This window comes from Hyphomicrobium sp., assembly GCF_036262015.1.
Classification (GTDB): Bacteria; Pseudomonadota; Alphaproteobacteria; order Rhizobiales; family Hyphomicrobiaceae; genus Hyphomicrobium_C.
The window spans coordinates 265,330-291,482 of sequence record NZ_DATAJR010000007.1; the positions used below are offsets into that span (position 1 = coordinate 265,330).

Sequence of the window (26,153 nt, forward strand, 5' to 3'; positions counted from 1 at the left end):
GATTTTAAGCCTCATACGGAGCACAAAAACATGATCCGCTCGTCCGCACTTCCCAAACTCATCATCGGATTTGCGCTTTCCCTGGCAGCCTTCGGCACCGCCTCGGCAGAAGAGAAAAGCTGGAAATTCGATGTCGTGAACAAAGGCATCTCACCGGTGATCGAATTCCGCACGCAGGAAGAGGGCGAGTGGAGCGAGAACTGGATCGACAAGCGCATCGAGGCCGGTGACCAGGTCGAACTCGACTTTGAAACGGACGAAGGCAAGTGCACGGTCCGCACGCAGATCCGCTTCGACGACGGCTCCTATTTCGATGCCGACGTCGATTACTGCAAGGCGAACCTGCTCGAGATCTACACCGACAAGCTATTGTGGAAAGCGGCGGAGTGATCTGCCGAGCGGTCGCGATCCGGACTGGATCGCGACCCGCCAGCCTGCCTCAACGCGCGGCCGTCTGTTCGCTCAGGCGGCCGCTTTCCGTTTTGGATCTCAGCGGGAAGTAGCGCCTGAAGAGCGCGACCGTCGCGGGCAGGATCACGAGCTGTGCGAAGAGCGAGGCGAAGAGACAGGCCGAGGCCAGCTCTCCGAACAGGCGCAGCGACGGAAGATCGGAGAGCATCGTCACGCCGAGCCCCAGCGTCAGCACGATAGTCGTCAGCATGACGGCGGGGCCGATGTGATGCGCCGTATAACCGAGCGCGATCTTTGCGCTCTCGGGACCGGCGCCTTCACGTTCCTCCTCGAGCCGGAAGCGGTTCAGGAAGTGAATGGTCGAGTCGATCGCGAGCGAGAACGCGACCGTGATCGCGACGATGGATGCGAACTGCAGACCCTGTCCCGAGTAGTAGAGCAGCGCGCCTGTCGTGAAGATCGGGAACAGCGACGGCAGGATGCTCGCCACGCCGACGAGCAGCGACCGCAGCGCGATGCCGAGAAAAATGAAGACCAGGAAGATGTCGCCGACAAGGCCCCATGTCAGCTCGTGGATGAGCGTCGCGGAGTTGCGTGCGGCAATGGCCGGTAGTCCGGTGACGGAGATCTCATAGCCAGGATGGCGCTGACGGATCGGGTCGAGCGCGCGGTCGATCTGCTCGACGACGGGCAGGATTTGGCTGGCGTCAACGTCAGGCAAGCGCGCCGTGACGAGAACCGCCGTCTCGTCTTCGGTGATGAAGCGGCGCACGAGGTGCTCGGGGAGAATCTTCACATACTTCTGGATCGTCTCGATGCTGGCATCTCCCGCATCCGCGAGCCAGCGGCGCAAGCTTTCGAGAGACCAGACGTTGCCGAGGCCGGCTTGTTTTTCCAGGATCTGATGGGCCTCGCCGATAACGGCCAGCGTGCCGACGTCATAGAGCGTGATCGGCTGGGCATTGCTTGTGGTGTTGGCACCGGAAGCCTTCGCCCCCGCGCCTTTCCACTCGATCATCACGTGGACGGGATTGGCGCCCGTCAGCTTCTTGTCGAGGCTTCCGGTGGCGGCAAGCGCCTGCTCCTTGTCCGGCACCTGATCGGCCAGTCGATAGGCGGGCTGGAGGCTGACGAAGGCATGGCCAGTAACGATGACTGCGAGCAACCCGAACGCCACGAATGGGACAGGGCGCGCCGCCACGAAGCCGATGACTTTGTCGCTGATCCGCTGCAGTACGCCGACACCACCCTCCTCGCGCTCGTGCGGATCGACGGCCGCCGCCGGCTCGCGCCGCACGAATATCGCGGCAAGCGTCGGCACGACGACCGCAACGGCCGTGTAGGAAATGCCAACCGCGATTAGGGCTGCGAGACCGAACGTCCGGATGAGCGCGGACTCAGCGAAGGCGAACGAGACGATGGAAATCGCCTGATTCATTGCGGTGAGCAGACAGGCCGGCGCCACTTCGCGCACGGCGTTGCGGGCGGCCTCGACACGGTCGACGCCGGCGAGGATATCGCGCCGGATCGCGAACACGAGATGCATCGAGTCCGAGAAGCCGGAGACGAGGATCAGCGGTGTGATGACGTTGATGAAGAGGTTCAAGCGGAAATCGAGACCGCCTAGCACCCCGAGCGTCCAGAGGATCGCAATGGTTGGCCCAAGCACCGCGATGAGCGTGAGCGAAAGGCGGCGGAAGAACAGGTAGGCGACCACAAAGCCGACAGCGAAGCCAAGCCCGTTGTAGACGAGGCGATCACGCTCGACGGCGTTGCGGATCTCGAGTTGCATGACCGGGGCGCCGGTGAGCTTTGCCGAGAGGCCGGACCCCGCAAGCTCCCGGTCCACCGTTTCCTTGATGCCGTTGATGATCGTGTGCGCGGTCTGCGCTTCCACGGCCTTGCGATCGAGCGCGATGACGATCAGGGCCAGCTCGCCATCGTCCGAGAGGAACTTGCCTTTGACGATGTCGTTCTGCGCCAGCGCCTTGATCACCTCATTATAGGCCGCGGGATCTTCGGGCAGCTGGTCCGGCACAACAGGCGGCGCGTATCCGGTGGCATCAGGGACGCCGCGAGCAGAGAGCATCGACACCAGTCCGCCCACGCCGTCGGTCAATTGCAGTTCGATGACCGCGTTGCGGAACGCTTCCAGCTTTTCGGGCGTCAGCAGTCCCTTGCCTTCGACCACGACAAGCACGTCGTACTCGCTTGAGGGGAAGCGGCGATCGATTTCCTCATACTGGCGGAATTCGGCCGTGTCGGTGCGGAACAGCTCGGACAGGCTGTCGTCGACGCGCAGCTTCGAGACGCCGAGCACGGCGAGCGCCGTCAAGATCGCGATCAGGAAGGCCGCGAAATACGGCGCTTCGAGCGCAAACAGCCCCAAGCGATCGAGCCCGAACGAGAAGCGGAACGAACGATGCGGTTTTTCGGAATTGGCCATGCGATGTCCCGGCCGTCGGCCAGGCTTCCCCCGGTGCTCGTTGCGGCACTGCCGACGGCGACAAGGCCGGTGCAGCGGCAAACGTTGCGTGCGGACGCCGGTCGCATCGGCTTTTTCGTGGAAGCTCTTTCGCGCACCAGAATCGTCCGCCGTAGGCGTAGCGTCGCACTGAGGGATACCTGGCGCAAGCGCTCGCCCGGCGATGCCGCGTATTGCAGTGCAGCCGTGAAGCTTTTACGTCTGGGCATCTTTGTCCCGCCGGAAAGCGCACCCCATGGCGTCCGAGGCCTCACTCTCGCTCGATGTCGTCGATCTCAAATGCCCCCTGCCCGTGCTCAAAGCGCGCAAGGCCCTGGCTGGGCTCGCGCCAGGTGAGGTTCTGGAGGTCTTGGCGAACGATCCGGCGGCCGGCGAAGATTTCGAGGCTTTCTGCTTGGCGACCGGACATCGGCTGATCGAACGGCGGTCCGAGGGGACGCTTCAGCGCTTCCTCATCGAAAAATGCGTGGGACGGGAATGACCTGCGGCCTTCGCGCATGCGGCTTCGTCGTGCGTCGGCTTGACAGGCCGGGGAGGCACCTCGCATAAGAGGGGCTTCGCGCGCCGGTCCTCGACCGCCGCGCAAACGGCCGCAAACTCTCTACTTTCGAGTTCCCAGCGGTTCCCGGGCGGTTAGCTCAGCGGGAGAGCACACGCTTCACACGCGTGGGGTCACTGGTTCAATCCCAGTACCGCCCACCATTAACTTCACATAACTATTTGATATTGCTTATTTTTTAAATGATTTCTGGCCCGCAATAGCAAAGCGGCGGCTAACCCGCAGGAAGCCGCTCCTCAGGCGTAGTACACGCAAGCCCAAGCCCTAGGCACGCAGCGAAGGTTGACCAGGCCACCAGCGTAGCCGAATCAAGATCCGCCACCCGAACGAACAGACCTGCTGTACTCCAGCAAATCGCGGATGCCGCAACAAGCGCGATACCCGCTCGTCGCCTTTGTGTATCCAATCGCGACATCAGCGCCCCCCGAGCCCCATTGAGGAGCAGATCCAGTCCGGACTGATAGCGAACGTCCAGTCGAGGACGCGAAGGTGCCCGAGCGATCACGCCCGGACGTCCTTCGGCATGCTGGACAATAGGAACAGCAGTAGCGAGATGCTCTCCGCAAAGAGAAAGAGAGAGCCTTGTTAGGCTCTCTCGAGTTGGCCCATCGGGAGGGCAGGGAAATCGATTTTATTGGATTGAGTTCGACTTCAGAAAGAAATGAGCGCTCCTGCAGTCACAACATCAATGTCATCGAGATTGTCGAATCCAGACGCAGCAACCCCAGGACCGCTAAAGCTCGTTTCATAGTTGCGATACGTTAGCCAGAGAGACATGGCGGCTGCGTCGATCTCCTGCACAATTCCGAGGCCCCACTGGGTCATCTTGCTTCCATCAAAGCCCAGCGCAATCAGATCCGGATGGAACATGTCATTGCGCTCTGTGTACTCGGCGTAGAGCACCGTCGCACCGAGCGACGTCCACTTTTGGCGCACGCCCGCCTTCACATACCAGGTCGAACCATCTGGCTGCTCGGCCGTCAGATTGCCGGAGATACCCAGCTTGAAGGCATTGTTGTCGTCGAGGATGTTGTCGTTGTTCTCTTTGCCGTAAGCGCCATAGAGGAACAAGCCAGTCTGAACGTGCTGAAGATAAGCAGCGGTCTGGAAGAACCCTGCGTCTCGCTTCAACGGATCGCTGAGACCGACCACCGTGTTGAAGCCCGTGTACATGTGTTCGTCGCTGTTGTGGAAGTACGCGGCTACCGCTGCGAACTTGAAGCCGGCATGCTCGCCAGCATAGCGGACAGCGACGTCCCAGAAATCATCACCGCCCCACGATGCGGATGCCGAGAACCCGCCAAAGGTCGGCGTATCGTAGCGCACGCCGTCGATCGAGATCGGCTGGCAGTTGCCGCCGGTCGGCAAAGACGACGATCCGCACCACATGGCCGCGCCGACCGGAACGCCCACTTTGGAGAGACCCAGGCCAGGGTTCGGGGCCAGAAGCTCCTTGCCGTTCCGTGACAACCCAATCGCCAGACCGTTGATGGGAGTCCAATTGGCAGGCACGAGCGATCCCGAACCGTCCACCAGCACCGCAGCATGCTGCGAGGCCTGCGGAATATGGCCAACCATGACTTGGCCCATCTTGTTGTTCTTCAGGAACCAGTAGGAGTACAGCGTTTGCACCGTATTCCGCTGCAGGCTGTCCTCGGTTGCGATCAGGTAAGCGGAGGGAGCATTTCCTCCCCAAGCCGGATTTCCGGCGGTGATCGGATCCGGCGTGACGAACTCAAGGTGAAGGACGTAGCCGGCGGACGTATCGGGGGTGATCTGTGCAGCGCCTGAGAACTTCACATGCGAGTTGAGCGTGGATCCGATCCCGGTCACGTACGTGTTGTCAACGGCACCGTTGTCAAAATACATGAGCTGCTGGCCAACCCAGCCGCTGATCGTCAGCGAAACCTTGCGATTCCCCTTACGGACCGTTGTCGCTTCCAGCTCGGCAATGCGCTCCTCGAGGTCGGCACAGCAATCGCCCCCTAGGTCTGCGGCCTTTGCGTCGGCGGTTGCCACACCGGTGGCGAAAAGCGCCATCAAAAGCGCATCCCTGACCGTTGCTTTCATCTACGGTTTCTCCCCTGAATTGCAAATGTTCTGCTTTGTGATTTCGAAAACAATGCCGGCCAAGTGATCAAGTCGGCCTCAAACCAAGCCACCGCGCCGTCGCATTTTCGATTATCACGAAATATTATGTCGGTACGCGGAAATTGCCCTCCCCTTCGACCTTTGCAGGACGCATGTCTACATTTCGTCACACAAATTTAGATCGAGAATATGTTTGCAAACCTCAGCGAATGATTGGCACTCTATTTATTCAAGCGACGAATTGAATTCATAGAATTTGCAAATGGAACGCCTACGCAAACGGCACGGGAAGCCCCCGTGCCGTTGCTGCGAGTTCCAAAGCTGCACCTAAAAGGATTGCAGTCAGCGGGCCGATTATTTCGCTCGATCTCCAAGCCAAATCGAATACGAATCGGCCGTGAACAGAGTGGAAAAATCTTCAAGTTCGGAGAACTTGATTCTCACCAACCAGCCCGCTCCGTAGCAATCATCGTTGAGCAATCCGGCTGCCTGCTTAAGGCTCACGTTTGTTTCCAATACCTCGCCCGAAGCGGGAGCAATTAGATCCGAAACGACCTTATAGGATTCCACCGTGCCAAAAGCTGCGCCGACCTCCAGGTGCTCTCCCGTGCGCGGAAGCTCGACGAAAAGGATTTTGCCCAACTGCTTTTGCGCAAAGTCCGATAAGCCGATGACACCTTCATTTTCATTGCCAGCCGGCTTGACCCAGAGATGGTCCCTGTGAAAGCGCAATCCATCAGGTGAATTGAAGGACATTCTGCTCCTTTCGTCTCGGCGCGAGCGGTTTGTGGGTCGCCTGGCCAAGAACGTCTTCAACAGCCTCCAGGATTCCCTCCGAAATCGTGGGATGGGCATGGACTGTTGCAAATAAGTCTGCCGCCTTCCCATTGCGCTGCAGGACGACCGCGCCCTCGTGGATCATCTCGGCCGCATGCGGGCCGATGATATGAAGACCGAGAAGCTCCCCCGATCTTTTGTCGATAACGACTTTCGCAAAACCGGCGATTTCTCCAAGCGCGTGCGCGCGTCCCAATCCCCTGAGATCGAACTTTCCGGTTCCGGCGTCAAAGCCATCGGCCAGCGCCTCACCCTCGGTGCGTCCCACCCAGGCGATCTCCGGGCTCGTAAAGACAGCGACCGGGATAGCCCGATCGTACAAAAGTGAAAATTCCCGCCGCAGCGCATGGTCAACCGCGAGCTTCGCTTGCGCGGAAGCCGCATGCGCCAATCCGGACCGGCCATTTACGTCGCCGGGGGCATACACGCCCTCAACATTCGTCTTCAGCACCTCATCGACGATGATCTCGCCCCACTGGTTCGTCTTGACACCCGCCTGGGCGAGCCCGAGATGCGCGGAGTTTGGCTTGCGTCCGACGGCAACAAGCGCCCGTTCCGCCGAGCAGGCGATGCGGCCATCGGAAATCGCGCTGACCCCATTAGCCGTGTGCAGCAGAGACTGCACACGGCAGTTTAGCTGCACGCGGATATTGCGCTTTCGCATCTCTCGTTGCAGGACCGCCGTCACGTCCGGGTCGGCTGCCGACATCACCCGCGATCCGCTGGCCAGAATGGTTACCTCGACGCCCAAGCTGTCGAGGATGAACGCAAACTCGCACGCGATAATGCCCGAACCTACGATGACGATCGATTTGGGGAGTGTTTCCCAAGCGAGCAGGTCATCCGATGTTCCTATGGCCTCACCGTCCACATTGAACTGGGGATCAGCCATGGGGACGGAGCCTGTGCAGATGAGAACGGTGTCCGGCCGCACAATCTCGTCGTTCACCTGGATTGTCTTCGCGTCGAGGAACCTACCGTAACCGCGAATGCAGGTGACGTTGCGGTCCTCCATCAATCGCTCAATGCCCTGGCCGAGCATTGCGATGATGTCGGCGGACCGGCGATTGATGGCCCCCCAATCCGCCGACACCTCACCCTGGATTCGAAGGCCAAACGTATCGCCCTTCTTCGCTTTCTCCAGCAGACTGCAGCTTTCCACGAGCACCTTGGTCGGAACACAACCCTGATTCAGGCACGTTCCTCCCAAGGGCTTCGGATCGATCAACGTGACGCGCGCACCGTGCGCCGCCGCGTGAGAAGCGGCGACGTACCCCGCAGGTCCGCCGCCGAGAATAGCGATATGGCGCATGTTCAAGCGGTCGCCTCGAGTGCCATGGGCTGCCCGTTGATGACGACGTTGCCCAACACCTCGACGGGCGCCTGCAGTGTATTGAGCACCGGGCAGTGCTTTTCGACGATCTGCGCCAGTTTTTGGAGATCCTCGCGGCTCGCGGAGCTCTTCACCTCGGTTTCAAAGATGATCTTCTGGAAACCTGCGGGAACGCCGTCCTGCATGCCGAACAAGCCGCGAAGGTCGATGTATCCGCGAAGATCGCATTTAACGCTTTCGAGCTCGATCCCAAGTACCGCCGCATAGGCGCGGTATACGATCTCCTGGCACGTCCCGAGCGCGACGAGTACGATCTCGACCGGGTTGGGGCCATGGTCGGTGCCGCCAAGATCGGCCGGCTCATCGATGCTCATATCGGGAAAATCGCGGACTTTGCCTAAGCAATGCATGCCGTCACCAAGGCGCGTCGAGGCCCGGAAGACCACTTTCGCACCCGCTGGATTTTCCTTGATGTTGCCGATGGCGGCGAGCAGCGTGTTCTTGATGTGCTCGTTAGACATGAACGTTTCCTTCCTACTTTTGTGATGTTTTTGTAGGGGAAAGGCTACGTGTGCAGACGAGCGCGCTCAATTGGGGGCTTACCTTGCCCACCTAGGGATTTTCCCTATGCGGGCCGCGCGTGAATGCTTTCATGCGTTGGCGTGACGCGCGCGCCGCGTGCATTGTCGCGGCCCCTAGGCATGAGCTTGGTGCCTGATTGCGAGGGCGTGTAGGATAAAAATCGATCGGTAGTTGCCCACTAGCTGGGTTTTGGCGTGACAAGGACGCCCAGCTTCTGGACAAGATCCACAACGGATTGGGCCGACATTTTCGCCATGACGTTGGCGCGGTGAACCTCGACCGTCTTGCAGCTCAACGAGAGCTCTGTGGCGATGCGCTTGTTCGGCATGCCCGCGTAGATGAGCCAGGCCACTTCCCGTTCCCGGCATGTCAGTTTGTTGAAGCTGGCGTCCACTCCTGAACGCGCAACCTCGGCCCGGTAGAGCCCCCGCGCCCGCGCGAGCGCCTCCTCCGTCCTTTCCAGGAGCACCTGGTCGTTAAACGGCTTTTGCAGGAAGTCGACCGCACCGTGGCGCATGGCGCTCACCGCCATGGGCACATCACCATGTCCGGTGACGACGATGCTGGCGAGCGGTGAGTGTCGCTTCTGCAGCTCTAGTTGAAGCTGCAGCCCGCTCATGCCTGGCATACGCACATCCAGGATCACACAGCCCAGGCGATCATCGTAGCTCTGCAGGAACTCGTTTGCGGAGGTAAACGTGCATACCCGATAGCCGACGGAGGTCAGGAGATATTCTAACGACTCGCGGGCAGCCCTGTCGTCATCGACGACGAATACCCACTCGTTAGCCTTCACTATTCCCTCCCTCGAGCAGCGGCAGTTCGATCAAGAACGTCAAGCCGGGCTCCGGCGCATTGGTACGAACACCCAGCACCCCGCCATGAGCCTCGATAATCGATTTCGATATGGGTAGCCCCATGCCCATGCCCGTCGGCTTGGTCGTGAAAAACGCCTCGAACATCTGGTCGGGATCGATGGTAGGCACGACCGGCCCACGGTCCTCGAAGAGGAGCCGCACATAACCCGTCTCGGTTTGCTCCGTGCTGATGGTCACTGTCTTAGCCTGATTTGCCTCGTTGCTTTCCATCGCTTCGATGGCGTTGCGCACAATGTTGAGGATGACCTGCTCGATCTGGATGGCTTCTCCCATGACGGGCGGCATCGACTTCACGCCGCGGGTGCAGATCTTTGTCTGATGAGCCTGAGCTTCGGGCGCGATGATGCGGAGTGCGTCGGCCACCAGAGCCCGCATATCCAGACGATGGAACGTGGCGTTGCTTTTCGACAAGAACCGGCGAACACTCGCGATAATGTCCCCAGCGCGTTCTGCCTGCTTGCAGACATGTTCCATCGCGCCCTTAAGGTCCGATCCCTTCGATCCGCTTTCCAACCGGTAGAGGCATCCTCGCGAATAGTTTGCTATCGCTGCCAGCGGCTGGTTGAGCTCGTGGGCGAGCGCAGTCGCCATCTGACCCATCGAGTTCAGGCGCGAGGCGATGGAAAGCTCGCGGTAGTGCAAGCGGATCTCATCCTCGTACCGTTTGAGGTCGCTGATGTCCCGTGTGATCCCGAGCAGCGCGGTCACCACGCCGTCCTGGTCACACAGCGGCGCCGCATGGGTTTCGAGCCAACGCTGGCGCCCCTTTAGAGATACGATCTGAAATTCCAGCTTGACGCGCTCTCCCAAGAACACGCGCCGTGTCATTTCCTCGTAGGGCTCACGGTACTCCGTGGCTATGACGCGGTAGACGGACGTTCCGACGATGTCGCCAGGTTGATCAGCATCGACCAATGACAAGCCTGCAGGATTCATCTCGAGAATGACCCCGTCGAAAGACTGAATTTTCACGCACTCGGGCTCGGTCGCGATGATTTGGAGCAGCCTCTGCTCGCTGTCGGCGAGGCGGCCTTCGGCCTGCAGCCGGCTCGACGTTTCGGCCTCGAGGCCTTGCCGAGTTCGTCGGAGCGAGGCATGCAACGATGCGCTGTAGGCAGACATCGCAACAAGCATCATGATGACGAGACCAACGACTCCATACTCGATCGAATATGGCATCTCGTAACAACCCCCTCCAGGAACCAACGACTTTAAACGGTCCCAGTCACGCGACCGCGGACACAGTGGGTCACTTTAGCGAATCGCGAAGGTGGTTCTATCAGTTCCTCGCCGAGATTCTATTTATTGAGCACGTCTATAAGTGCGCCCGTCTGCCCGCTGACCGTTACGAGTTCGTCACTGCGTCAAACCACGTATATTCTGCTGCAGACCCGGTGTCGTCCATTCCTCGACACCCACGAGCCCGGGGAACGTTTCAATCAGCCACTGCCCCAGAGCCTGCATCGAAAACCAGTCAACCACATTGAGGAACGCGATCCCGGTGAGCACCAATAGCGCACCCATGACCTTTTCCATCAGTCCGAGATGACGCCGGAGCCCCCGCATAAGGGACAGGAACGGCCGAATTGCAACCGCAGCGAGTACGAAGGGAACGCCGAGGCCCAGCGAGTAGACGGCCAGCAAGCGGACACCGGCGCCGAGACTCGCCTCGTTGGCGGCGAGCGCCAGCACAGCCGATAGGATAGGTCCAATGCATGGGGTCCAGCCGAAGGCGAACGCGAGCCCCATGAGGTATGCACCTGCGATACCCGCGCCATCGCGGTTCGTATGATAGCGCTTCTCGCGCATCAGCAAGGGGACGCGAAACACCCCCAGGAAGTGAAGGCCGAACAGGATGATGACGACGCCTGCTGCGATCGACAGTTCCGCCCGCCACGTCTGAACAATCTGGCCGATGACGGAGGCGCTGGCTCCCAGCGCCATGAACACCGTTGTGAAGCCAAGGACAAAGAAAACCGAGGCCGCCACCACGCGCCGCCATACCGAGCGTTCGAGCCCTTTCTCATTCGACAGCTCCTCGAATGTGGTGCCGCCGAGATAACCGAGATACGGCGGCACCAGCGGCAGCACGCAGGGGGACAGGAAGCTAAGGAGGCCGGCGAGCGCCACGCCGAGATAGAGGTGAGCTTCCGCCAACATCAACTCGAATTCCTTCTGCCACGTCTTGTCGTGATCTCAATTGCCAAGGCCAAAACCGATAAGGAACTTCGATTTGTCGAGCTTGTAGGACCACGGAAGTGAAGCATTCTTCCACCCATTGAGGGTACGCCGTCCCTCCTTGCTGAGGTCGCCTTCAAAACCATCGTGAACGCTCCAGACGTTGGTATAGCCAGTCGCCGCGAGGGCGTTCACCGCTTTCGCGCTGCGCTCTCCCGATCGGCACATGACCATCACCATGTCTGTCTTGCTCAAGCTCTTCTTGTTGCGAGCGGCATCCACAGCCGTCACAAACGACGCATTGGGAACGAGCTGGAAGCGACCGCTCTTGTCGTCCCATGCAACCGGCTCCTTCATTTCGACAAAAGGAACCACGGCGTCCGTCTCATTTGTCCCGCCGACGAACATCAGCTCGCCGCCGGTTCTCACGTCGAGAAACAAGATTTTGGCGCGATCCCCCGTGATCCGCTCATACGCCTCCTTGGAACTCAGATATTTTCCAAGCACTGTATGCTTCGCGGCTGGAACGTCGCTCGACGCGACCGCAACCGTCGGCAGCCCGCTCACCAGCGCCGCCATCGCAAGGACCACACCACTACGCTTGATCATAACCAGACCTCATTCTGTCGTTTCGACGCGCTCAAAAAGACATCCCTCGCCACACCACATACACGCCGACAAGAGCCACAATGCAGGCGAATACGGTCGAGAGTGCCTCCTTTTTCGCAGCGAGGCGCTTGGCGACCACTTGACCGCCCACTCCACCAACGAGGCCGCCGCCGATAAAAAATGCCACCAACACCCAATCGATCAGACCCGAAAGTGCGTAGTTGCCCGCGGTCGTCAATCCGAAAGAGAAGACCGAAACGAGAGAGGATCCGATCGCGAAGATGAGCGGCATGCCGGTGGCAGCCAAGATCCCCGGCACCACCAAAAATCCGCCACCGATGCCAAAGAACCCAGCAAGCGCACCCACGCTCACACCATATGCCATCAAGAGCGGCATGAGTTGGGGCGCGGTGCGGCGAGTCAGTCGCACGTCGACGTTGCCTTCGCCGCCACCTCTCCGAAACATCAATAGCGCAACGGCGATCATCAAAACTCCAAACAGGACAAGCAACCGTTCACCGTCGAAACGTTTGCCAAACGTCGACCCGATCGCCGCCCCCGATGTGCCTGCAGCCGCAAACACGAGAGCACAACGCCATTTGACCCGCCCTGCCCTGGCGTATCCGACCAAATTGGCCAAGGCACTGATGGCGACTGCAACGGCACTGGTCCCAATGGCCACATGCGGCGAACTCACGCCAACGACATAGACGAGGAGTGGAACGGCAAGGATCGATCCGCCACCGCCGATGAGCCCGAGCACAAATCCCACGAGAGCTCCTGAGCCCGTGGCGAGGAGGTCCTGATATGGAATCACGCCATGACCTTCGGGCGTGCCATCCATTCACGCCCCTTGAGCATCGCTCTCCAATAGATGGGTGGCAGAATGCGCTTCTTCAGCATCCATGCGGTGCGCGATGGCTTCATGCCGTCGATGATGTAGGTCGGGAAGCTCGGTGCCACTTTGCCGCCATAGAGGAACTCCGCGAGCACAATCTTCCCACGTTCGACCGTCAACGGACACGAGCCATAGCCGTCGTACGCGCATTGCGCGGGCCTCAGCTTCTTGTCAAAAAGAATGTTCTCGGCAACGACCGGCGCCTGCTTGCGGGCGGCGGCAGCCGTCTTGGCGTTCGGAGTGCTCGCCGCATCGCCCAGCCCGAAGATGTTGGGATAGCGCTTATGGCGGAGCGTCGCATGATCGACATCAACCCAGCCCGCGGCATCCGCGAGCGGGCTCGACCGGATGAAATCGGGCGCCATTTGCGGGGGGCAGACGTGGATCATGTCGAAGGACGTTTCGACCGTCTCAGTCACGCCGTCGGGCGAGGACTTCTTGAACCACGCTTTACGCCGATTTCCATCGATTGCAGTCAAGGTGTGATTGAAATTGAGCGTAGCGTCATAGCGGTCGACATACTCCATGAGGGCCGGCACATAATCCGCAACTCCGAAGAGCACACCGCCCGCATTGTAGAATCCGACGTCGATGTCTTTGAGACGCCCTGTCTTCAACCAATGGTCGGCAGAGAGGTACATAGCCTTCTGGGGGGCACCGGCGCATTTGATCGGCATCGGCGGCTGCGTAAACAGCGCTCGCCCCGAGCGCAGGTTCCGAACAAGATCCCAAGTATAAGGAGCGAGGTCGTAGCGGTAGTTGGACGTCACGCCGTTCTTCCCGAGCGTTTCGGAAAGTCCGTCAACGCCATCCCAGTTGAGCTTTATTCCCGGGCATACCACCAAATGCTTGTAGCGAACGGTGCGACATCCCTCGATCACGACGCAGTTGGCATCCGGCTCGAAGCCAGCAACCGCAGCCTTGATCCATGTCACGCGTCGCGGGAGAAGCGCGGCCATAGACTTGGCCGTTTCCTCCTTCCGGAAGACGCCGCCGCCGACCATGGTGAAGCCCGGCTGGTAATAATGCGTGTCAGCCGGATCGATAACTGCGATGTCGAGCCCCCGCTTGCGCCTCAAGAGGCTCGCGGCGACAGCAAGCCCTGCTGCTCCTCCGCCGACGATGACGATGTCGTGCGTTGCTGCTGGATGATCGGTATCGATGCGGCCGTCGTTCGAGACACGGCTCAAGACACCCGATACGTCGAACCCTGCCGCTGCGGCGGCCTTGGCGATTTCATCGGCCGGACGTGTCGCTGCTTCATTCAACGCCCAAAGCGTGGTCGAACGGGTGCCCGTTCTGCAGTAGGCAAGCACAGGCTTCGGTAAATCCGCCATCGCCTTGCCGAAGGCTCTCGCATCTTCGTCCGTGACTTTTCCTGACCCCACAGGGACGTAACGCACTCCAAGACCCGCCGCTCGCGCGGCGACCTCGATCTCGGAAAAAACAGGCTGATCGCTGCCTTCCCCGTCCGGCCTGTTGCATACAATGGATCTGAACCCTTGCGCCGCGATCTTTGCGACATCATGGGCGGCGATTTGCGGTGAGACGGAGACCGCGTCAGACAACTTTTTTGTATTCATTGTTTTGAACTCTTGATTATCAGGACTGAGATGGCGATCACAGCTCGTTGATCGGTACTTTGAGATGGCGTTTGCCGCCCTCGTCCGGCTCCGGAAGATTTCCACCCCGGATGTTGACTTGAATTGACGGGATAATGAGCTTCGGCAACGCGAGCGTTTTATCCCTCGCCTCCCGCATCTGAACGAACTGATCCTCGCTCACACCATCACGGACGTGGATGTTGTGCGCGCGCTCCTCGGCAACGGTGGTCTCCCATCGGATCTGACGTCCTCCTGGGCCGTAGTCGTGACACATGAAGAGACGGGTTTCGGGCGGCAGCTCGAGCACGCGTTTGATCGAGTGGAACAGGACGCGGGCATCCCCGCCGGGAAAATCCGCGCGTGCTGTGCCTCCGTCTGGCATAAACAGCGTATCGCCGACGAACGCCGCGTCACCGACCACATGCGTCATGCACGCTGGTGTGTGTCCCGGCGTCAGCATTGCGAACGCCGTCAAGCCGCCGATGTTGTAGGTGTCGCCATCCTCGAACAAGCGGTCGAACTGGCTGCCGTCGCGCTGGAACTCAGTGCCTTCGTTGAAGACCTTCCCGAAAACTTCCTGGACGACCTTAATGTTCTCGCCAATGCCGAGTTTGCCGCCGAGCTTGCTCTGGATATAGGGAGCAGCCGAAAGATGATCGGCGTGTGCATGAGTCTCAATGAGCCATTCGACTTTGAGAGCAGATTTCGCGACGAACTCTATGATCTTGTCAGCCGATGCGTAACTGACACGGCCTGCCGCATAGTCGATATCCATCACGCTGTCGAACACGGCACAGGCGTTGGAATGGGGGTCTTTTACGACATAGCTGACCGTATTCGTCTGCTCGTCGAAGAATGCGGTGACGTCCGGCTTCACACACAGGTCGACGGAATGTGGGATCATGGGTAGCTTCCAAATTGAGAACGGGTACGACGTGCCTGCTCGTAGGTTGTGCCGAGCTCGATTGAGATCATTCGCATCAAAGTCATCTTGACGACCTCAGCCGTCGCGAACGCGATCGCCTCGCGGATTTCACAACGAGATCCAAAGCGCGGCCCCAATCGCGGCGCCGCTCCATACGATCATGTTGATGAAAGAGCGCAGGATCATCCGATGATCGCTCGACGCGGGAAGACCAGCCCAGTTGCACACCAGGTCGCCCGGAAGGAAAAATATTGAGAGCATCTTTCTTCCCCGGTTATGCGTTTCGTTTGCCGCAGGTAGAGACGCCTGCAACGCTGTACACGGGGCAGACTCGTGCCAGCCCCGTCACGAGTGGGATCAAGCCGAGCAGACCCCAAGGGGTCTGCGGACCGACGAACACCAGCGCCAATAAGCCGATCCCCAAGAGGATCCGCAGATTGCGGTCCCAAGTGCCGACGTTTGAGTTCATAGGCGTGCTCCGATAGTTGTCTTGGCTTTGAGTATGACCTTCAGGCCGAAGTGTCTGTGACCAAGTCACATTGAGTTTCACGCTGCCTCGGCCTGCTTTTCAGAGCGCCTCCGCGCACGATGCTTGTTTCAAGTAGCCTGTTTCAATTGCGGGCTCCGACGTGTCGTTGCCGAGAAAAGTGCCCCTTGGGCCACGTCAGCAAGCGACGCGGCCCAAGGGGAAAACCGCCGGACCTCGGCGATGTCAGGAGCCCGATCGAGTCGCAGACTCCGGGAGAAGGCTGGAGCGGATTACTCTATGGGCTGCCGTGAACTGCCGTGGCTTGCCGACGATCTATAGAAAGATGTCGGCCGTAATTCCTTCGTACCAACCCATGTTCTCTGTCTGCGTCATTTTCCGCACGGATGCGTCCTCGCCCGTTTTCGACACGAAGTCTTCGATCGACGATATCTTGCCGTCCTTGGCGACGTAGCGACCGCCCACTTTGATCGAGTCATCGCTGTCGATCATGCTCCAGCAGATGTTCTGATAGCGCGCAGGGAAACTCTTGCTTCCAACGAACTGTGCGCGCACTGATGCGGCAGCGACCTTCGCCTGGCTGTTCGCGGCAAATGCCGATTTGGGCATATCACCCGATATGCATGCGTCGCCGACGATATAGATGTTTGGGTCGAGTGCCGATTGCATCGTGTCCGGATTTATCGGACAGAACCCTGTCTCGTTGGCAAGACCCGCGTCACGCGCAATCGAACCCGCCATTTGCGCGGGGATCACATTGACGAGCGCCGCATTCTTGTAGGTTTCGAAACCTGTTGCGACGGTGTTCGTGGCAGGGTCGACGTTTTCGATGCCGTCGTAGATGTCCTTGCTCAGCCATTCGACCATGCCCGGGTAGTGTTTGTCCCAGCCCTCCATGAAGAGGGCCTGCTTCGAGAACTTCTCCTTCGGATCAAGAATGACAATCTTGCACTTTGTCTTTCCGGCGCGTTTCAGCGTGTGCGCCATCATGGAAACGCGCTCGTAAGGACCTGGCGGGCACCGATAGGGATTGGGAGGCGCAAGCATCAAGATGACACCGCCGTCCGGAACTGCATCGAGCTTGCTCTTGAGAAGAAGAGTTTGAGGACCAGCCTTCCACGCGTGGGGCATTACTTCCTCGTGCTCCTTGCCCCAGCCCGGAACGCTGTCGTACTTGAGGTCAACTCCAGGCGAGAGTACGAGCGCGTCGTAGTCTACGGCCGTGCCATCGTCGAGCGTGACGCGCCTGGCCGTTCTGTCGATCGACTTGGCCCGCTTCTGGATGTGCTTCAGCCCGTACGCGCTCGCCAGCCTGTCGTAGGTGTGCGAAATCTCATCCAGCGTCTTCACACCGCCCAGTACAAGATTTGAGTGGAAGCATGTGATGTAGGTCGTAGCCGGTTCGATCAGGATCACTTCAAGTGTGTCCGCCGCATCCTTGGCAATATATTTTGCCGCCGTCGCTCCACCGGCGCCACCGCCGACAACAACGATTTTGGCCTTCTTGTTGCCAAGCGCAACCGACGGAATACCGAACGCAGCAGCTACCGCCGCAGCTTGACCGAGCTTTGCGTTGAACTGACGACGTGTAAGAGACATGCGCGACGTCCTCCCTGCTATTTCAGCACTGTTGTTCTTGAGACGACGACGCCTGTAGGCATGGCGTCGATGTCGGAAGAGAGGAAAAATATTCGGTCAAAGCCAGCATCTCGTCCTCAGCGAGCCTCGCAGCGATGTTCTGCATTACTGGGCTCGCACGCTGGCCGCTTTTGAAAGCCCTCAATGCCTCGAGAAGATCGCTCCGGGATCGCCCCGCGAGCAGCGGCGGCCCACTGCCGGTGTTCGTTGAACGATGACAAGTGACGCACTCACCCGACAAGTAGGCGCCGTACTCGGTCATCTCATCGGCGACAACATTCGAAGGTGGTGTCGCTGCTATAGAGCCCAAAAGAAGCGTCGCAAAAGCGGGGCGCCTGATCATGTCCTGCAACCTCGCTCAATCCACACTCGGAGCCGATTTCGAATCAGGTGTAACGTCGAGGATCGCTGCCTCCGCCGTCACTGCGACGGCACTCTTGCAGTTCGTCATGCACGCTTGCGCGCTCCAGAACTTACGCTCCGTTGTTTCCCGGTCATCGTCGTAGAAGCCATCCGCATTCGGCATCTTGATCGTCGTGAAGTTGTCTTGGTTGAGCTCGAACTCAGGGTCCTTGATCACGTCATTCATGTTGAGGAGAAACGCTGTCAGCGCATAGAGATCGTCGTGACTTAGCGATTGCGCATTCCCGAAAGGCATCGCCCGCCGCACGTAGTCGAAAATCGTCGATGCAGACTCCCAATAGGAGCCAATAGTTTTTTCCGGTCTGTCCGCCTTGAGTGAGCCGTGCCCGCCGGTGAGAACCGGCCACCGGTCGCGACCCTCCGCGAAATCCCCGTGACACGCGGCACATTGCTCGAGAAAAATGGCTTCGCCTTCGGACGCCGTGCCCTTGCCAAGCGGCAGCCCCTTGCCGTCGGGACGCACATCGATATCCCAACCTTCGATCTGCTCTGGCGTCGCCGTTGTCCCGAGCCCCAACGGTTTGCCTGCCTGCGCAGTCGTAGCCGTGTGAACCGTGAGCAAGAGCGCGCCAAGCGCTACTTTCAGGACCAGGATCCGCACCTCAGGAGATCTCCACATTCTCTGTTTCCCCATTGGCGCGCACCAACCAGGTTTGGATTCCGTTGTTGTGGTAGATCGAGTTCACGCCACGTATGGCTCGCAACTCGTTCTTTGTGGGCTGCAGATATCCCGTCGAGTCGTGACAGCGCGATTGGATGAGGAGCTCCTCGCCCTGCCAATCGAAGTCGACGTAGAAGCGCGTGACCGAACGCTCTAACACCGGGCCGTCTATACGGGCTTCTCGCCAGTTCCGGCCGCCGTCCAAGGTTACATCCACCCGGGTGATTGCACCGCGTCCCGACCAAGCAATGCCTGTCAGCACGTTCTGTCCTCGGAACCGCAACGGCGCCTGGGGCGACGGATTCGTAATGACCGACTTGGCGTCCATCACGAACGTAAAGCGACGCGCGCGCCCGTCCGCCATCAAATCCGTGTATTTCGACGTCTCCTCGCGCGCGAGCCAGGGTTTGTCGCCAACCTCGATGCGACGAAGCCATTTGACCCAGATGTTGCCTTCCCAGCCCGGCACGACGAGACGGAGCGGATAGCCCTGCTCCGGTCGCAACGCCTCTCCGTTCATCTTGAAGGCGAGCAAGCAGTCATCAAGCGCCTTCTCCATCGGAAGCGAACGGTTCATACCCGCCGCATCACCGCCTTCAACGAGCAGCCACTTGGCGTTGGGCTTGAGCCCCACCTCGTTGAGCACCACCTTCAGCGGTACCCCCGTGTACATCACGTTGTGAATCATGCCGTGGGTGAACTGGCAGCCATTGAGCTGCGGTCCGCGCCATTCCATCCCACTGTTGGCCGCGCATTCGAGAAAGAACACGCGATTAACACGCGGCATGCGGAGGATGTCGCTCATTGAGAAAATGAGTGGCTTGTCCACCAAGCCATGGATCATGAGGCGGTGGTCGGCGGGGCTGATATCTGGAGCGCCACCGTGATGACGCTCAAAGCAAAGGCCGTTGGGCGTAATGATGCCGTCCAGCTCGTGCCACGGCGTAAAGTTGACTGAACTCTGTCGCGTCGCCGTCAGCCATTCGACGTCGCGACGCACGACATGCGCTTCGAACTTGGACGGTTTTCCGTATGGCCGGTCGGCTACGCCCTGTCCCGGATACTTTGACCAATCCGCTACATGCGGCGGCAGATTTTCAGGGTTCGACTCGGCGTTGGCCGCTTGCGACCAAGCCGATCTCGCCCCTGCTGCCATGACCGCACCAGTCAATCCTGCCGACTTGAGAAATTGACGACGGGAACTGGACCTTGTCTCTGGCGCGCCTTTTTTGCTCATATCTTTCCCCACCGCTCACGCGCCTTTGACGTTGACTGCCGTGCTGGTGCGGGCACTCACGACTTTCTTGCTCGAGATGTAGTCGGACACGACGTCCCAGATCGGGGGACCTTCGGTCCCTTCGTTGACGCTCGCCCACCCCCCAACGGTGTAGGACTTTGACGCGTCAAGCGGCTCTCCGGTCCTCAGCAGGGTCAGGTTCGAGATACGGCGGCCGATGGGTTGGGCGATATCGATCGTGTAGCCAAGCCCGCCACAGCGAACCATGTCGCCACCCTGCTGAAGATATGGATCCGGGTTGAAGATATTGTCGGCGACATCCTCAAAGACCTCCTTGAGCCGCGCACCGGTCATTGTCATTCGGTAGCAAGCCGGATAGCTCATTGCGGTGGCGTTGGTGATGTCCTCGAACGTGATGGGGCTATCGGGCAGGAAGCTCGGCCCCCAACGTACGCCCGGAGACAATGAAATCTCCACGTCGCGCTGCTCGGAAATGGCATCGCAAATCAACGTGTCTAGTGTGCCGTCGAAGTTCCCGCGGCGATAGAACAGACCATCCGTATGGCCAAGCACCCGCGCGAGTTCGTTTGCGTACGGCGCTCTCGCGGCCTCGATATGCGCCTTCATCTCCGCATCCGGCGTTATGACATCGGCAAAGACGGGAATTAGCCGATAGCGGAATCCGGCGATGCGTTTCGACTGTACGTCGAGATCCAGGCGCGAGACGAATTTGCCGTTCGAACCGGACGCGACGAGAAGCGTTTTCCCAACGAGGGTGACTTCCGGCACTGCGTCATGCGTATGACCCGACAGAATGACGTCCAGTCCCTGCACGCGCTCCGCTAATTTCCGGTCGACATCGAAGCCGTTGTGGGAAAGGAGAACGACAAGATCGGCGCCCTGGGCGCGCAGCGATTCAATCTCGGACGCAAGCTCCTTCTCCCGAAGGCCAAACGTCCAGTCGGGGAACATCCAGCGCGGGTTTGAGATGGGGGTATAGGGAAACGATTGTCCAATAACGCCGATCTTTGCACCGCCCCGCTCGAAGATGCGCGATCCGTCGAAGACCTTTTCCTCGAACTCCTTTTCGCGCACATTCTGGGCCAGCAATGGATAATCGAGCCCACCTACGAGCTCTCGCACGCGCTCTGCGCCAAGCGTGAACTCCCAATGAGCGGTCATCGCATCCGGCTTCAGCAAAGCCATCGCCTCGACCACGTCCTGCCCTTTGGTTTTGAGCGACGTCCAGCTGTTGGTCCAAGTATCGCCACCATCAAGAAGCAGGACGCGATCGCCCCGCTCGGCTCGGATCGCCTTGATAACCGTCGCGACGCGATCGAGGCCGCCCATGGCGCCATACCCACGTGCAAGACCATCGAAGTCATCGGCGGTGAGCGCGTAGGCCATCGCCGATCCATCGCTCAGCTTGAACGCTTTCCGAAACTCTCCGCCCGTGAGATGCGGAACGCGCCCCTTCGAGTCGCCGACACCGAGATTGACGGATGGCTCCCGAAAATAGATCGGCACGAGCTGGGCGTGCAGGTCCGTGAGGTGGATCAGGGTGACATTGCCGGTAGCATCAAACGACAGGAGATTGTCCTGGGTCAGACGCCCCTCCGCCGCGAGACGCCCGAGCGGAACACCGCTACCCGCGAGCAACGCCGCCGTGGCCGAAGCCGCTGTCATGAATTCGCGTCGCGAGATCATCTAGGTGTTCTCTTGCATTCCGTGGCCCATCTCCGCTCACACATCAGGACACCGTGATCTGGTGCTCGGAGGTGTAGACGGAACCGTCGTCATCAAACCAACTGAAGACGAATTTTCCCGATTGCGTCGCCCGCACGGAAAACGACTGGTAGGGATTGGCGGAGATTGCCGGATGCCAATCGGCACTCAGAATTTCCTGACCGTTGAACGTCGCGGTGAACTTGTTGATGATGTGCCGTGGAATAATCTTGCCGGCGGCATCTTTGCGCTGACCACTTTCCATCTCGTGGCTGATCAGCGTTTTCACTTCAATGATTTCGCCCGTTTTCGCCGTAGCCGGCATCCGCACGCGCGGCGTAACCTTCGATGTCATGTGTAGGTATCCCTGGTCTACCGATCCGATCGCGAGTTCCTCGCCGAGCGCTAACCGCCGCAGCCGCCGATCGTGACCTTCACTTCTTTTTTGGTGGAAAACACTTCACCGCTGGACATGATTGCGAGCGCGGTGATGGTTTGCGTTTTCGCCAATCGAATTCTCAGTTGCGCCGCTGCCTTTGGGCTTAGGGGCGTAAAAGTGTAATCCGCCACCTGGGGATTTGGATTTCCGTCGGCGAAGAAATGAACGGATTTGACGTAGTCGTCCGCCGTCATCGGGCTTTCGACCGAGAAATTCAAAGGCACAACCAAACCGTTCTCGGCGATGCCGGGGAGATCCAGCGAAATTCGACCTTCGCTAATTTTCGAATCGCCCGCGACTTTTTTGATCAGAGCATCGACTTCGCCGCTTGCAGCCAAGCTCGGCGTCCACGGAAGCGCGGCGAGCGCTGCAGCCCCGGCACCAGCGACGAGAACTTCGCGACGCGTTCGCACAACTTGTTCAATCTGCATCCCAACAGCACCCCTTGGATTTCCCTTGCCCGGCTCTGACGCGTTGGCACGTCAATTTCCGCAGCATTTGTCGCGCCCGAAGAGGCCGGCCGACCCTTGGATCGGCACGACACAAACTCGTTGAAATGAGAGTTACCTTTCTAAGGCGCGTTACGAGAACATTAGCTGGAACGCACTGTTTCTTGATATTTTTATTGCGAATTTGTCAGGCAAAAATATTCAGCTCGCACAGCCATACATTCAAAATTTGAATGATTGAATAGACGCATCTCGCGCACAACGGAGCGCACGGCGCACCGCAAGCAGCGGGGCACCGTGCGCATGACACGTCCTTCCAGGAGGTGAGAGCGGGGCTTTCTACCGGTAGCCCGCGTGCTTCGCCTGGTCTTCTGGCGTCGTCAGAGATTTGAGAAAGGCGACAAGGTCTGCTTTTTCCTTGTCTGTCAGACCCAGCGGCTTGAGCACGCGCTCCCCGTCGTGTTCGATCCCACCTTTGTCGTAGAAGGCCACAACGTCTTCCAACGTCGAGAGGGAGCCGTCGTGCATGTAGGGATACGTCAGTTCAACGTTGCGCAACCCCGGCGTCTTGTATGCCCAGCGGTCTTTTGGATCCAGCGTGAGCGCAAAGCGACCAATATCGTTGATCCGGGGAGCGCTAAAGGACTTCATGTCCTCATGCTTCATTTCGATGAACTCACCCGGAGCAAGCTCCACTTTGGAAACCCGAGGCCCTGCTCCGATCGCGTTGTAATACCCGATGCCCGTGACATAGAAGTTGTCGTCTGTGAACAAGGCCGACTTTTCACCGACCGTGTGGCAGGTGGCGCAACTTCCTTTGCCCATGAAGACCTCGAAGCCGTGCTTCTCCTCGGGGCTCAGCGCATCCTGTTGCTTTCCATAGTACCAACGGTCGAAGCGTGAATTCCCGGATAGCAACGTGCGTTGATAGGAAGCCAGTGCATCGCCAATGGTCTGCATGGAAGCTTGATGACCACCAAAGGCTGCTTCGAAGAGTCCGGCGTAATCCTCAAGCGCGCGAATCTTGTCGACGACATGCCCGATGGATGGGTTGGCCATCTCGAGGGGCGACAACAACGGAGCCCAGGCTTGCTGCGCAAGATCGGACTCGCGGCCGTCGTGGAACAAGGATGTCTGATAGGCCACGTTGTAGAGGGCAGGTGCGTTGCGGCTCAGACTGCGCCCCTCCATGCCAATCGCCGTCGCGGATTGATTGGTGGTGAGACCCTGAGACTCGATGTGGCACATTGCACACGAGTTCGTATTGTTGAATGCGAGCCGGCGATCGAAGAAGAGTTTGCGTCCGAGCTCAACCTGGCTCTTCACCGGTCGCTGGTGAACTTCAAGGGGAGGTAGGCCAAGCGGAACGGGCGTTTCAGAGTCGCCCGACGCAGGAATTGACCAGAAGTGGCCAATCAGCAGAATGCCGAAAACAGAAGTGCATATGGGAACTGCAAGTGGGAGTCGTCGCTTTCTGCTCATTTCCATCCCTGTTAGGTTGTCACTCTTCTTCGAGCAGGAGTGTGCCTATGTCAGCCAGGATCACATCAGAATCCAGGAAGTTCGTCGTGTAGATTTCTCGCACCCATGACTCCTTGTCGATCAGAAACACCTTTACAAGGTGATTGATGACGTCAGTCGGCTTTCCAGCCTCATCGAACTCACGGGATGCGGGAACGTACATGTCGTTGAGAATTGGAGCGAGGTAGGACTCGGACCATGTCGTCAGGAACGACCACGGCGCTTCGGGCGTGCTTATCGAGCCTTTGAAGAACGACATCTGCTCCGGTGTGTCGGCCTTGGGATCAAGGCTTAGAAACACCAATCGCACCTTGTTGTGCAGCGCCGGATTCTTCTTCACCGCATCATGAACGGCGTAGAAGGCATCCCAAGCCTTCGGACAGCCCTCGGGATCCCGGCACGTGCCATAGAAGAACGAGAACAGCGTGATCTTGCCTTTGGTGTAGCTGGAAAGGCGGTGAGGAATCCACACGCTGTCTTCGAGGACCCAGCCGGACGTAGCCGGCTGGATCTTGTGCAGTTTGTAGGTTCCGGCCTTGGGATGCAGAGGACCGGCTATGCCTTGCTCATTCCCCGTGACGGAGACTGATGAAGCAAACAGAGAGATCAAGACACAGCCGGCCTGCACGCGGCGCGAACGCCGCAGGAGGAACTGCCAAACGTTGCTAAGGTGCAGCAACACTATTCTCCGAGCGCCGCAGCTTTGGTCTTGGCAGAGAACTTCATATGATGGGCCCGGCCCAGCTTCTCAGCATGGAAATCGACCGTGAACTTTTCGACGAGCTCCTTTCCATCCCAATCATAGGCCTTGAGCCACTGCTCATTGTCGTCGCCCTTCTTGTCCCAGTTTGCAAGCAACGACGTGGTGAAATACACCCGCTTGCCGTCGAAGCTCTGCGAAACCATGTTGACCTGGCTACCCATCTTCTTGGTGTAGACCTCCTTCGCCACCTCGGGGTTCGAGATATCGAAGTAGCGGGTTGTTCCGTCCAAGAAGGTGTTGACCCAAAGACCCTTCGCGTCTGCGGTGATCGAAATGTCAACCGGCAGCGGGATCTTCGAAGGGTCACCGATCGTGCCCGTCTCCTTGGCCACCCACTCGCCCTTCTCATCCTGCTTGATGAGCCAGAGCTTGGAGGTCAGCGCCGTCGCGGTATAGGCCCAGTTGTGCTCAGGCTTCAACGACCAGCGGATCTCGAGCGGCGCACCGGGCACCTCCATGGTCTTGATGGGCTTCATGGACTTGAAGTCCCACATGATCATGGACTTGCCGAATTTCTTCATGGCTTCGGGGTCTTTGACCATCTGACCCATGTCCATCATGTAGTTCGTCCAGCCTGTGAAGCTCGACGTCAACATGACGTTCTTGGCCGGATTGATGCCAATGTCGTAGCCGTAGCCGTCTCCACCGTTCTCGAGCGGCATCTTGTGCACTGAAACGAGATCGCCCGAGTTGTTGTAGACAACGATGCCAGTCTGCCCGTCGTGCGTATCCTTGTTGGACAGGGCCTGAATCATCATCCGACCAGGCGTCGCGTAAAACGTGTGCGGCCCGACAAAGCCGGTTTTGTCTGCGAAATCGGTGATGGTCTTCACGACCTTCGGCTTGGACGGATCGATGAGATCGAAGATGAAAATCTTATTGTCGTCGAGCCGACCAGCCCAGAGGAAGCGGCGATCGTCCGTGAAGCCAGTGTGGTGGGCCTCACCACGGCCGCCAACTGACACTGAGTGAATGACCTTGCCGTAATTCGAAGAATTTGGCTGAACGTCGATGGTGACGAGCTTGTCAGATTCATCGCCAACGCCAACTTCGCCGAGTGTCCAGACGTGCAGAAAGTCTTCCTGGCCCTTAATCAGAGCGGACGTGAACGGCGAGTTGCAGGTCTCGTCCGCGATAGAGAGCGACGGCCCCGCTGCAAGCATGGCCAATACACAGACGCTTGATTTAAGTAGCTTTTTCACTTCGTTTCCTCCTCGACCGTTGCTAGCGAACGGTTCCTGTCTTCAAACGTGGTCGAAGCTACCCTCGTGGCCCTGGTTAAGTGAAATTCTATTTGCCAATGTCGACCATTCAGCGGTTCTATAGATGGCCGCAACACAGGAACGTCGTACCGTTGCGAACCAAATACGTAGGTTTTCAATCCCCAAAAATGCGTGTATCGTAGCATATCCATCCGACG

Annotated in this window: 25 protein-coding genes and 1 tRNA gene; 3 read left to right on the forward strand and 23 right to left on the reverse strand. The window is 58.9% G+C overall.

The genetic code is table 11. The annotated features are described in order from the left end of the window. The first annotated feature begins 30 nt into the window (after positions 1-30). Complete coding sequence (locus VHO05_RS08160; RefSeq protein ID WP_329646106.1) at positions 31-390, forward strand: hypothetical protein; 360 nt, start codon at positions 31-33, stop codon at positions 388-390. Between the two features lie 49 nt (positions 391-439). Here VHO05_RS08160 and VHO05_RS08165 read toward each other — a convergent pair whose 3' ends face one another. Continuing rightward, a complete protein-coding gene (locus tag VHO05_RS08165) occupies positions 440-2,857 on the reverse strand; it encodes an efflux RND transporter permease subunit (RefSeq protein WP_329646107.1) in 2,418 nt (805 codons plus the stop codon). Between the two features lie 274 nt (positions 2,858-3,131). Between VHO05_RS08165 and VHO05_RS08170 the strand changes: the two genes are divergently transcribed. After that, on the forward strand, positions 3,132-3,377 hold the full coding sequence (locus tag VHO05_RS08170) for a sulfurtransferase TusA family protein (RefSeq protein WP_329646108.1): 246 nt from the start codon (positions 3,132-3,134) through the stop codon (positions 3,375-3,377). 146 nt (positions 3,378-3,523) lie between these two features. Continuing rightward, positions 3,524-3,598, forward strand: a tRNA-Val gene (locus tag VHO05_RS08175). Between the two features lie 508 nt (positions 3,599-4,106). Here VHO05_RS08175 and VHO05_RS08180 read toward each other — a convergent pair. The 22 genes from VHO05_RS08180 to VHO05_RS08285 all read right to left on the reverse strand — a co-directional run bounded on the left by VHO05_RS08180 (position 4,107) and on the right by VHO05_RS08285 (position 25,935). Then, complete coding sequence (locus VHO05_RS08180; protein ID WP_329646109.1) at positions 4,107-5,525, reverse strand: porin; 1,419 nt, start codon at positions 5,523-5,525, stop codon at positions 4,107-4,109. A gap of 375 nt (positions 5,526-5,900) precedes the next feature. Continuing rightward, positions 5,901-6,302, reverse strand: coding sequence for a glycine cleavage system protein GcvH (locus VHO05_RS08185; RefSeq protein ID WP_329646110.1), 402 nt, complete (start codon positions 6,300-6,302; stop codon positions 5,901-5,903). After that, complete coding sequence (gene lpdA, locus VHO05_RS08190; RefSeq protein WP_329646111.1) at positions 6,283-7,695, reverse strand: dihydrolipoyl dehydrogenase; 1,413 nt, start codon at positions 7,693-7,695, stop codon at positions 6,283-6,285. Before lpdA ends, VHO05_RS08185 begins: the two co-directional genes overlap by 20 nt. Positions 7,696-7,697: 2 nt before the next feature. Continuing rightward, positions 7,698-8,237 (reverse strand): OsmC family protein, encoded by a 540-nt coding sequence (locus tag VHO05_RS08195; protein WP_329646112.1) that lies wholly within the window; start codon positions 8,235-8,237, stop codon positions 7,698-7,700. Between the two features lie 239 nt (positions 8,238-8,476). Further along, entirely contained in the window at positions 8,477-9,094 is a 618-nt protein-coding gene (locus VHO05_RS08200; RefSeq protein WP_329646113.1) for a response regulator transcription factor, read from the reverse strand. Next, entirely contained in the window at positions 9,084-10,355 is a 1,272-nt protein-coding gene (locus tag VHO05_RS08205; protein WP_329646114.1) for a sensor histidine kinase, read from the reverse strand. The genes VHO05_RS08200 and VHO05_RS08205 overlap by 11 nt, the downstream gene beginning before the upstream one ends. Before the next feature lie 177 nt (positions 10,356-10,532). Beyond that, on the reverse strand, positions 10,533-11,336 hold the full coding sequence (locus VHO05_RS08210; RefSeq protein ID WP_329646115.1) for a cytochrome c biogenesis protein CcdA: 804 nt from the start codon (positions 11,334-11,336) through the stop codon (positions 10,533-10,535). A 36-nt stretch (positions 11,337-11,372) separates the two neighbouring features. Continuing rightward, positions 11,373-11,963: a rhodanese-like domain-containing protein gene (locus VHO05_RS08215; RefSeq protein WP_329646116.1), complete on the reverse strand. Its 591-nt coding sequence runs from the start codon at positions 11,961-11,963 to the stop codon at positions 11,373-11,375. A 31-nt stretch (positions 11,964-11,994) separates the two neighbouring features. After that, positions 11,995-12,807 carry a sulfite exporter TauE/SafE family protein gene (locus VHO05_RS08220; RefSeq protein WP_329646117.1) on the reverse strand — a complete coding sequence of 271 codons (813 nt, stop codon included), beginning with the start codon at positions 12,805-12,807 and terminating at the stop codon, positions 11,995-11,997. Further along, positions 12,777-14,444: a TIGR01244 family sulfur transferase gene (locus VHO05_RS08225; RefSeq protein WP_329646118.1), complete on the reverse strand. Its 1,668-nt coding sequence runs from the start codon at positions 14,442-14,444 to the stop codon at positions 12,777-12,779. Before VHO05_RS08225 ends, VHO05_RS08220 begins: the two co-directional genes overlap by 31 nt. Positions 14,445-14,481: 37 nt before the next feature. Next, positions 14,482-15,369 (reverse strand): MBL fold metallo-hydrolase, encoded by an 888-nt coding sequence (locus tag VHO05_RS08230; RefSeq protein WP_329646119.1) that lies wholly within the window; start codon positions 15,367-15,369, stop codon positions 14,482-14,484. 129 nt (positions 15,370-15,498) lie between these two features. Continuing rightward, positions 15,499-15,651 carry a hypothetical protein gene (locus VHO05_RS08235; protein WP_329646120.1) on the reverse strand — a complete coding sequence of 51 codons (153 nt, stop codon included), beginning with the start codon at positions 15,649-15,651 and terminating at the stop codon, positions 15,499-15,501. A gap of 13 nt (positions 15,652-15,664) precedes the next feature. After that, positions 15,665-15,859, reverse strand: coding sequence for a DUF2892 domain-containing protein (locus tag VHO05_RS08240; protein WP_329646121.1), 195 nt, complete (start codon positions 15,857-15,859; stop codon positions 15,665-15,667). Positions 15,860-16,192: 333 nt separating this feature from the next. Continuing rightward, complete coding sequence (locus VHO05_RS08245; protein ID WP_329646122.1) at positions 16,193-17,476, reverse strand: NAD(P)/FAD-dependent oxidoreductase; 1,284 nt, start codon at positions 17,474-17,476, stop codon at positions 16,193-16,195. A 397-nt stretch (positions 17,477-17,873) separates the two neighbouring features. Next, positions 17,874-18,557, reverse strand: a complete 684-nt coding sequence (locus VHO05_RS08250) for a cytochrome c (RefSeq protein ID WP_329646123.1) — start codon at positions 18,555-18,557, stop codon at positions 17,874-17,876. Further along, complete coding sequence (gene soxC, locus VHO05_RS08255; protein ID WP_329646124.1) at positions 18,541-19,836, reverse strand: sulfite dehydrogenase; 1,296 nt, start codon at positions 19,834-19,836, stop codon at positions 18,541-18,543. Before soxC ends, VHO05_RS08250 begins: the two co-directional genes overlap by 17 nt. Positions 19,837-19,851: 15 nt before the next feature. Next, positions 19,852-21,543 (reverse strand): thiosulfohydrolase SoxB, encoded by a 1,692-nt coding sequence (gene soxB / locus VHO05_RS08260; RefSeq protein ID WP_329646125.1) that lies wholly within the window; start codon positions 21,541-21,543, stop codon positions 19,852-19,854. Positions 21,544-21,586: 43 nt separating this feature from the next. Next, positions 21,587-21,916 (reverse strand): thiosulfate oxidation carrier complex protein SoxZ, encoded by a 330-nt coding sequence (gene soxZ / locus VHO05_RS08265; RefSeq protein WP_329646126.1) that lies wholly within the window; start codon positions 21,914-21,916, stop codon positions 21,587-21,589. A 50-nt stretch (positions 21,917-21,966) separates the two neighbouring features. Next, positions 21,967-22,431, reverse strand: a complete 465-nt coding sequence (gene soxY / locus VHO05_RS08270; RefSeq protein ID WP_329646127.1) for a thiosulfate oxidation carrier protein SoxY — start codon at positions 22,429-22,431, stop codon at positions 21,967-21,969. Positions 22,432-22,788: 357 nt separating this feature from the next. Next, the gene (locus VHO05_RS08275; protein ID WP_329646128.1) at positions 22,789-23,775 is read right to left on the reverse strand and encodes a cytochrome-c peroxidase; all 987 of its coding nucleotides are present in this window, start codon (positions 23,773-23,775) and stop codon (positions 22,789-22,791) included. A gap of 175 nt (positions 23,776-23,950) precedes the next feature. Then, the gene (locus VHO05_RS08280) at positions 23,951-24,649 is read right to left on the reverse strand and encodes an SCO family protein (RefSeq protein WP_329646129.1); all 699 of its coding nucleotides are present in this window, start codon (positions 24,647-24,649) and stop codon (positions 23,951-23,953) included. A 2-nt stretch (positions 24,650-24,651) separates the two neighbouring features. Then, on the reverse strand, positions 24,652-25,935 hold the full coding sequence (locus VHO05_RS08285; protein WP_329646130.1) for a selenium-binding protein SBP56-related protein: 1,284 nt from the start codon (positions 25,933-25,935) through the stop codon (positions 24,652-24,654). Between the last annotated feature and the right edge of the window lie 218 nt (positions 25,936-26,153).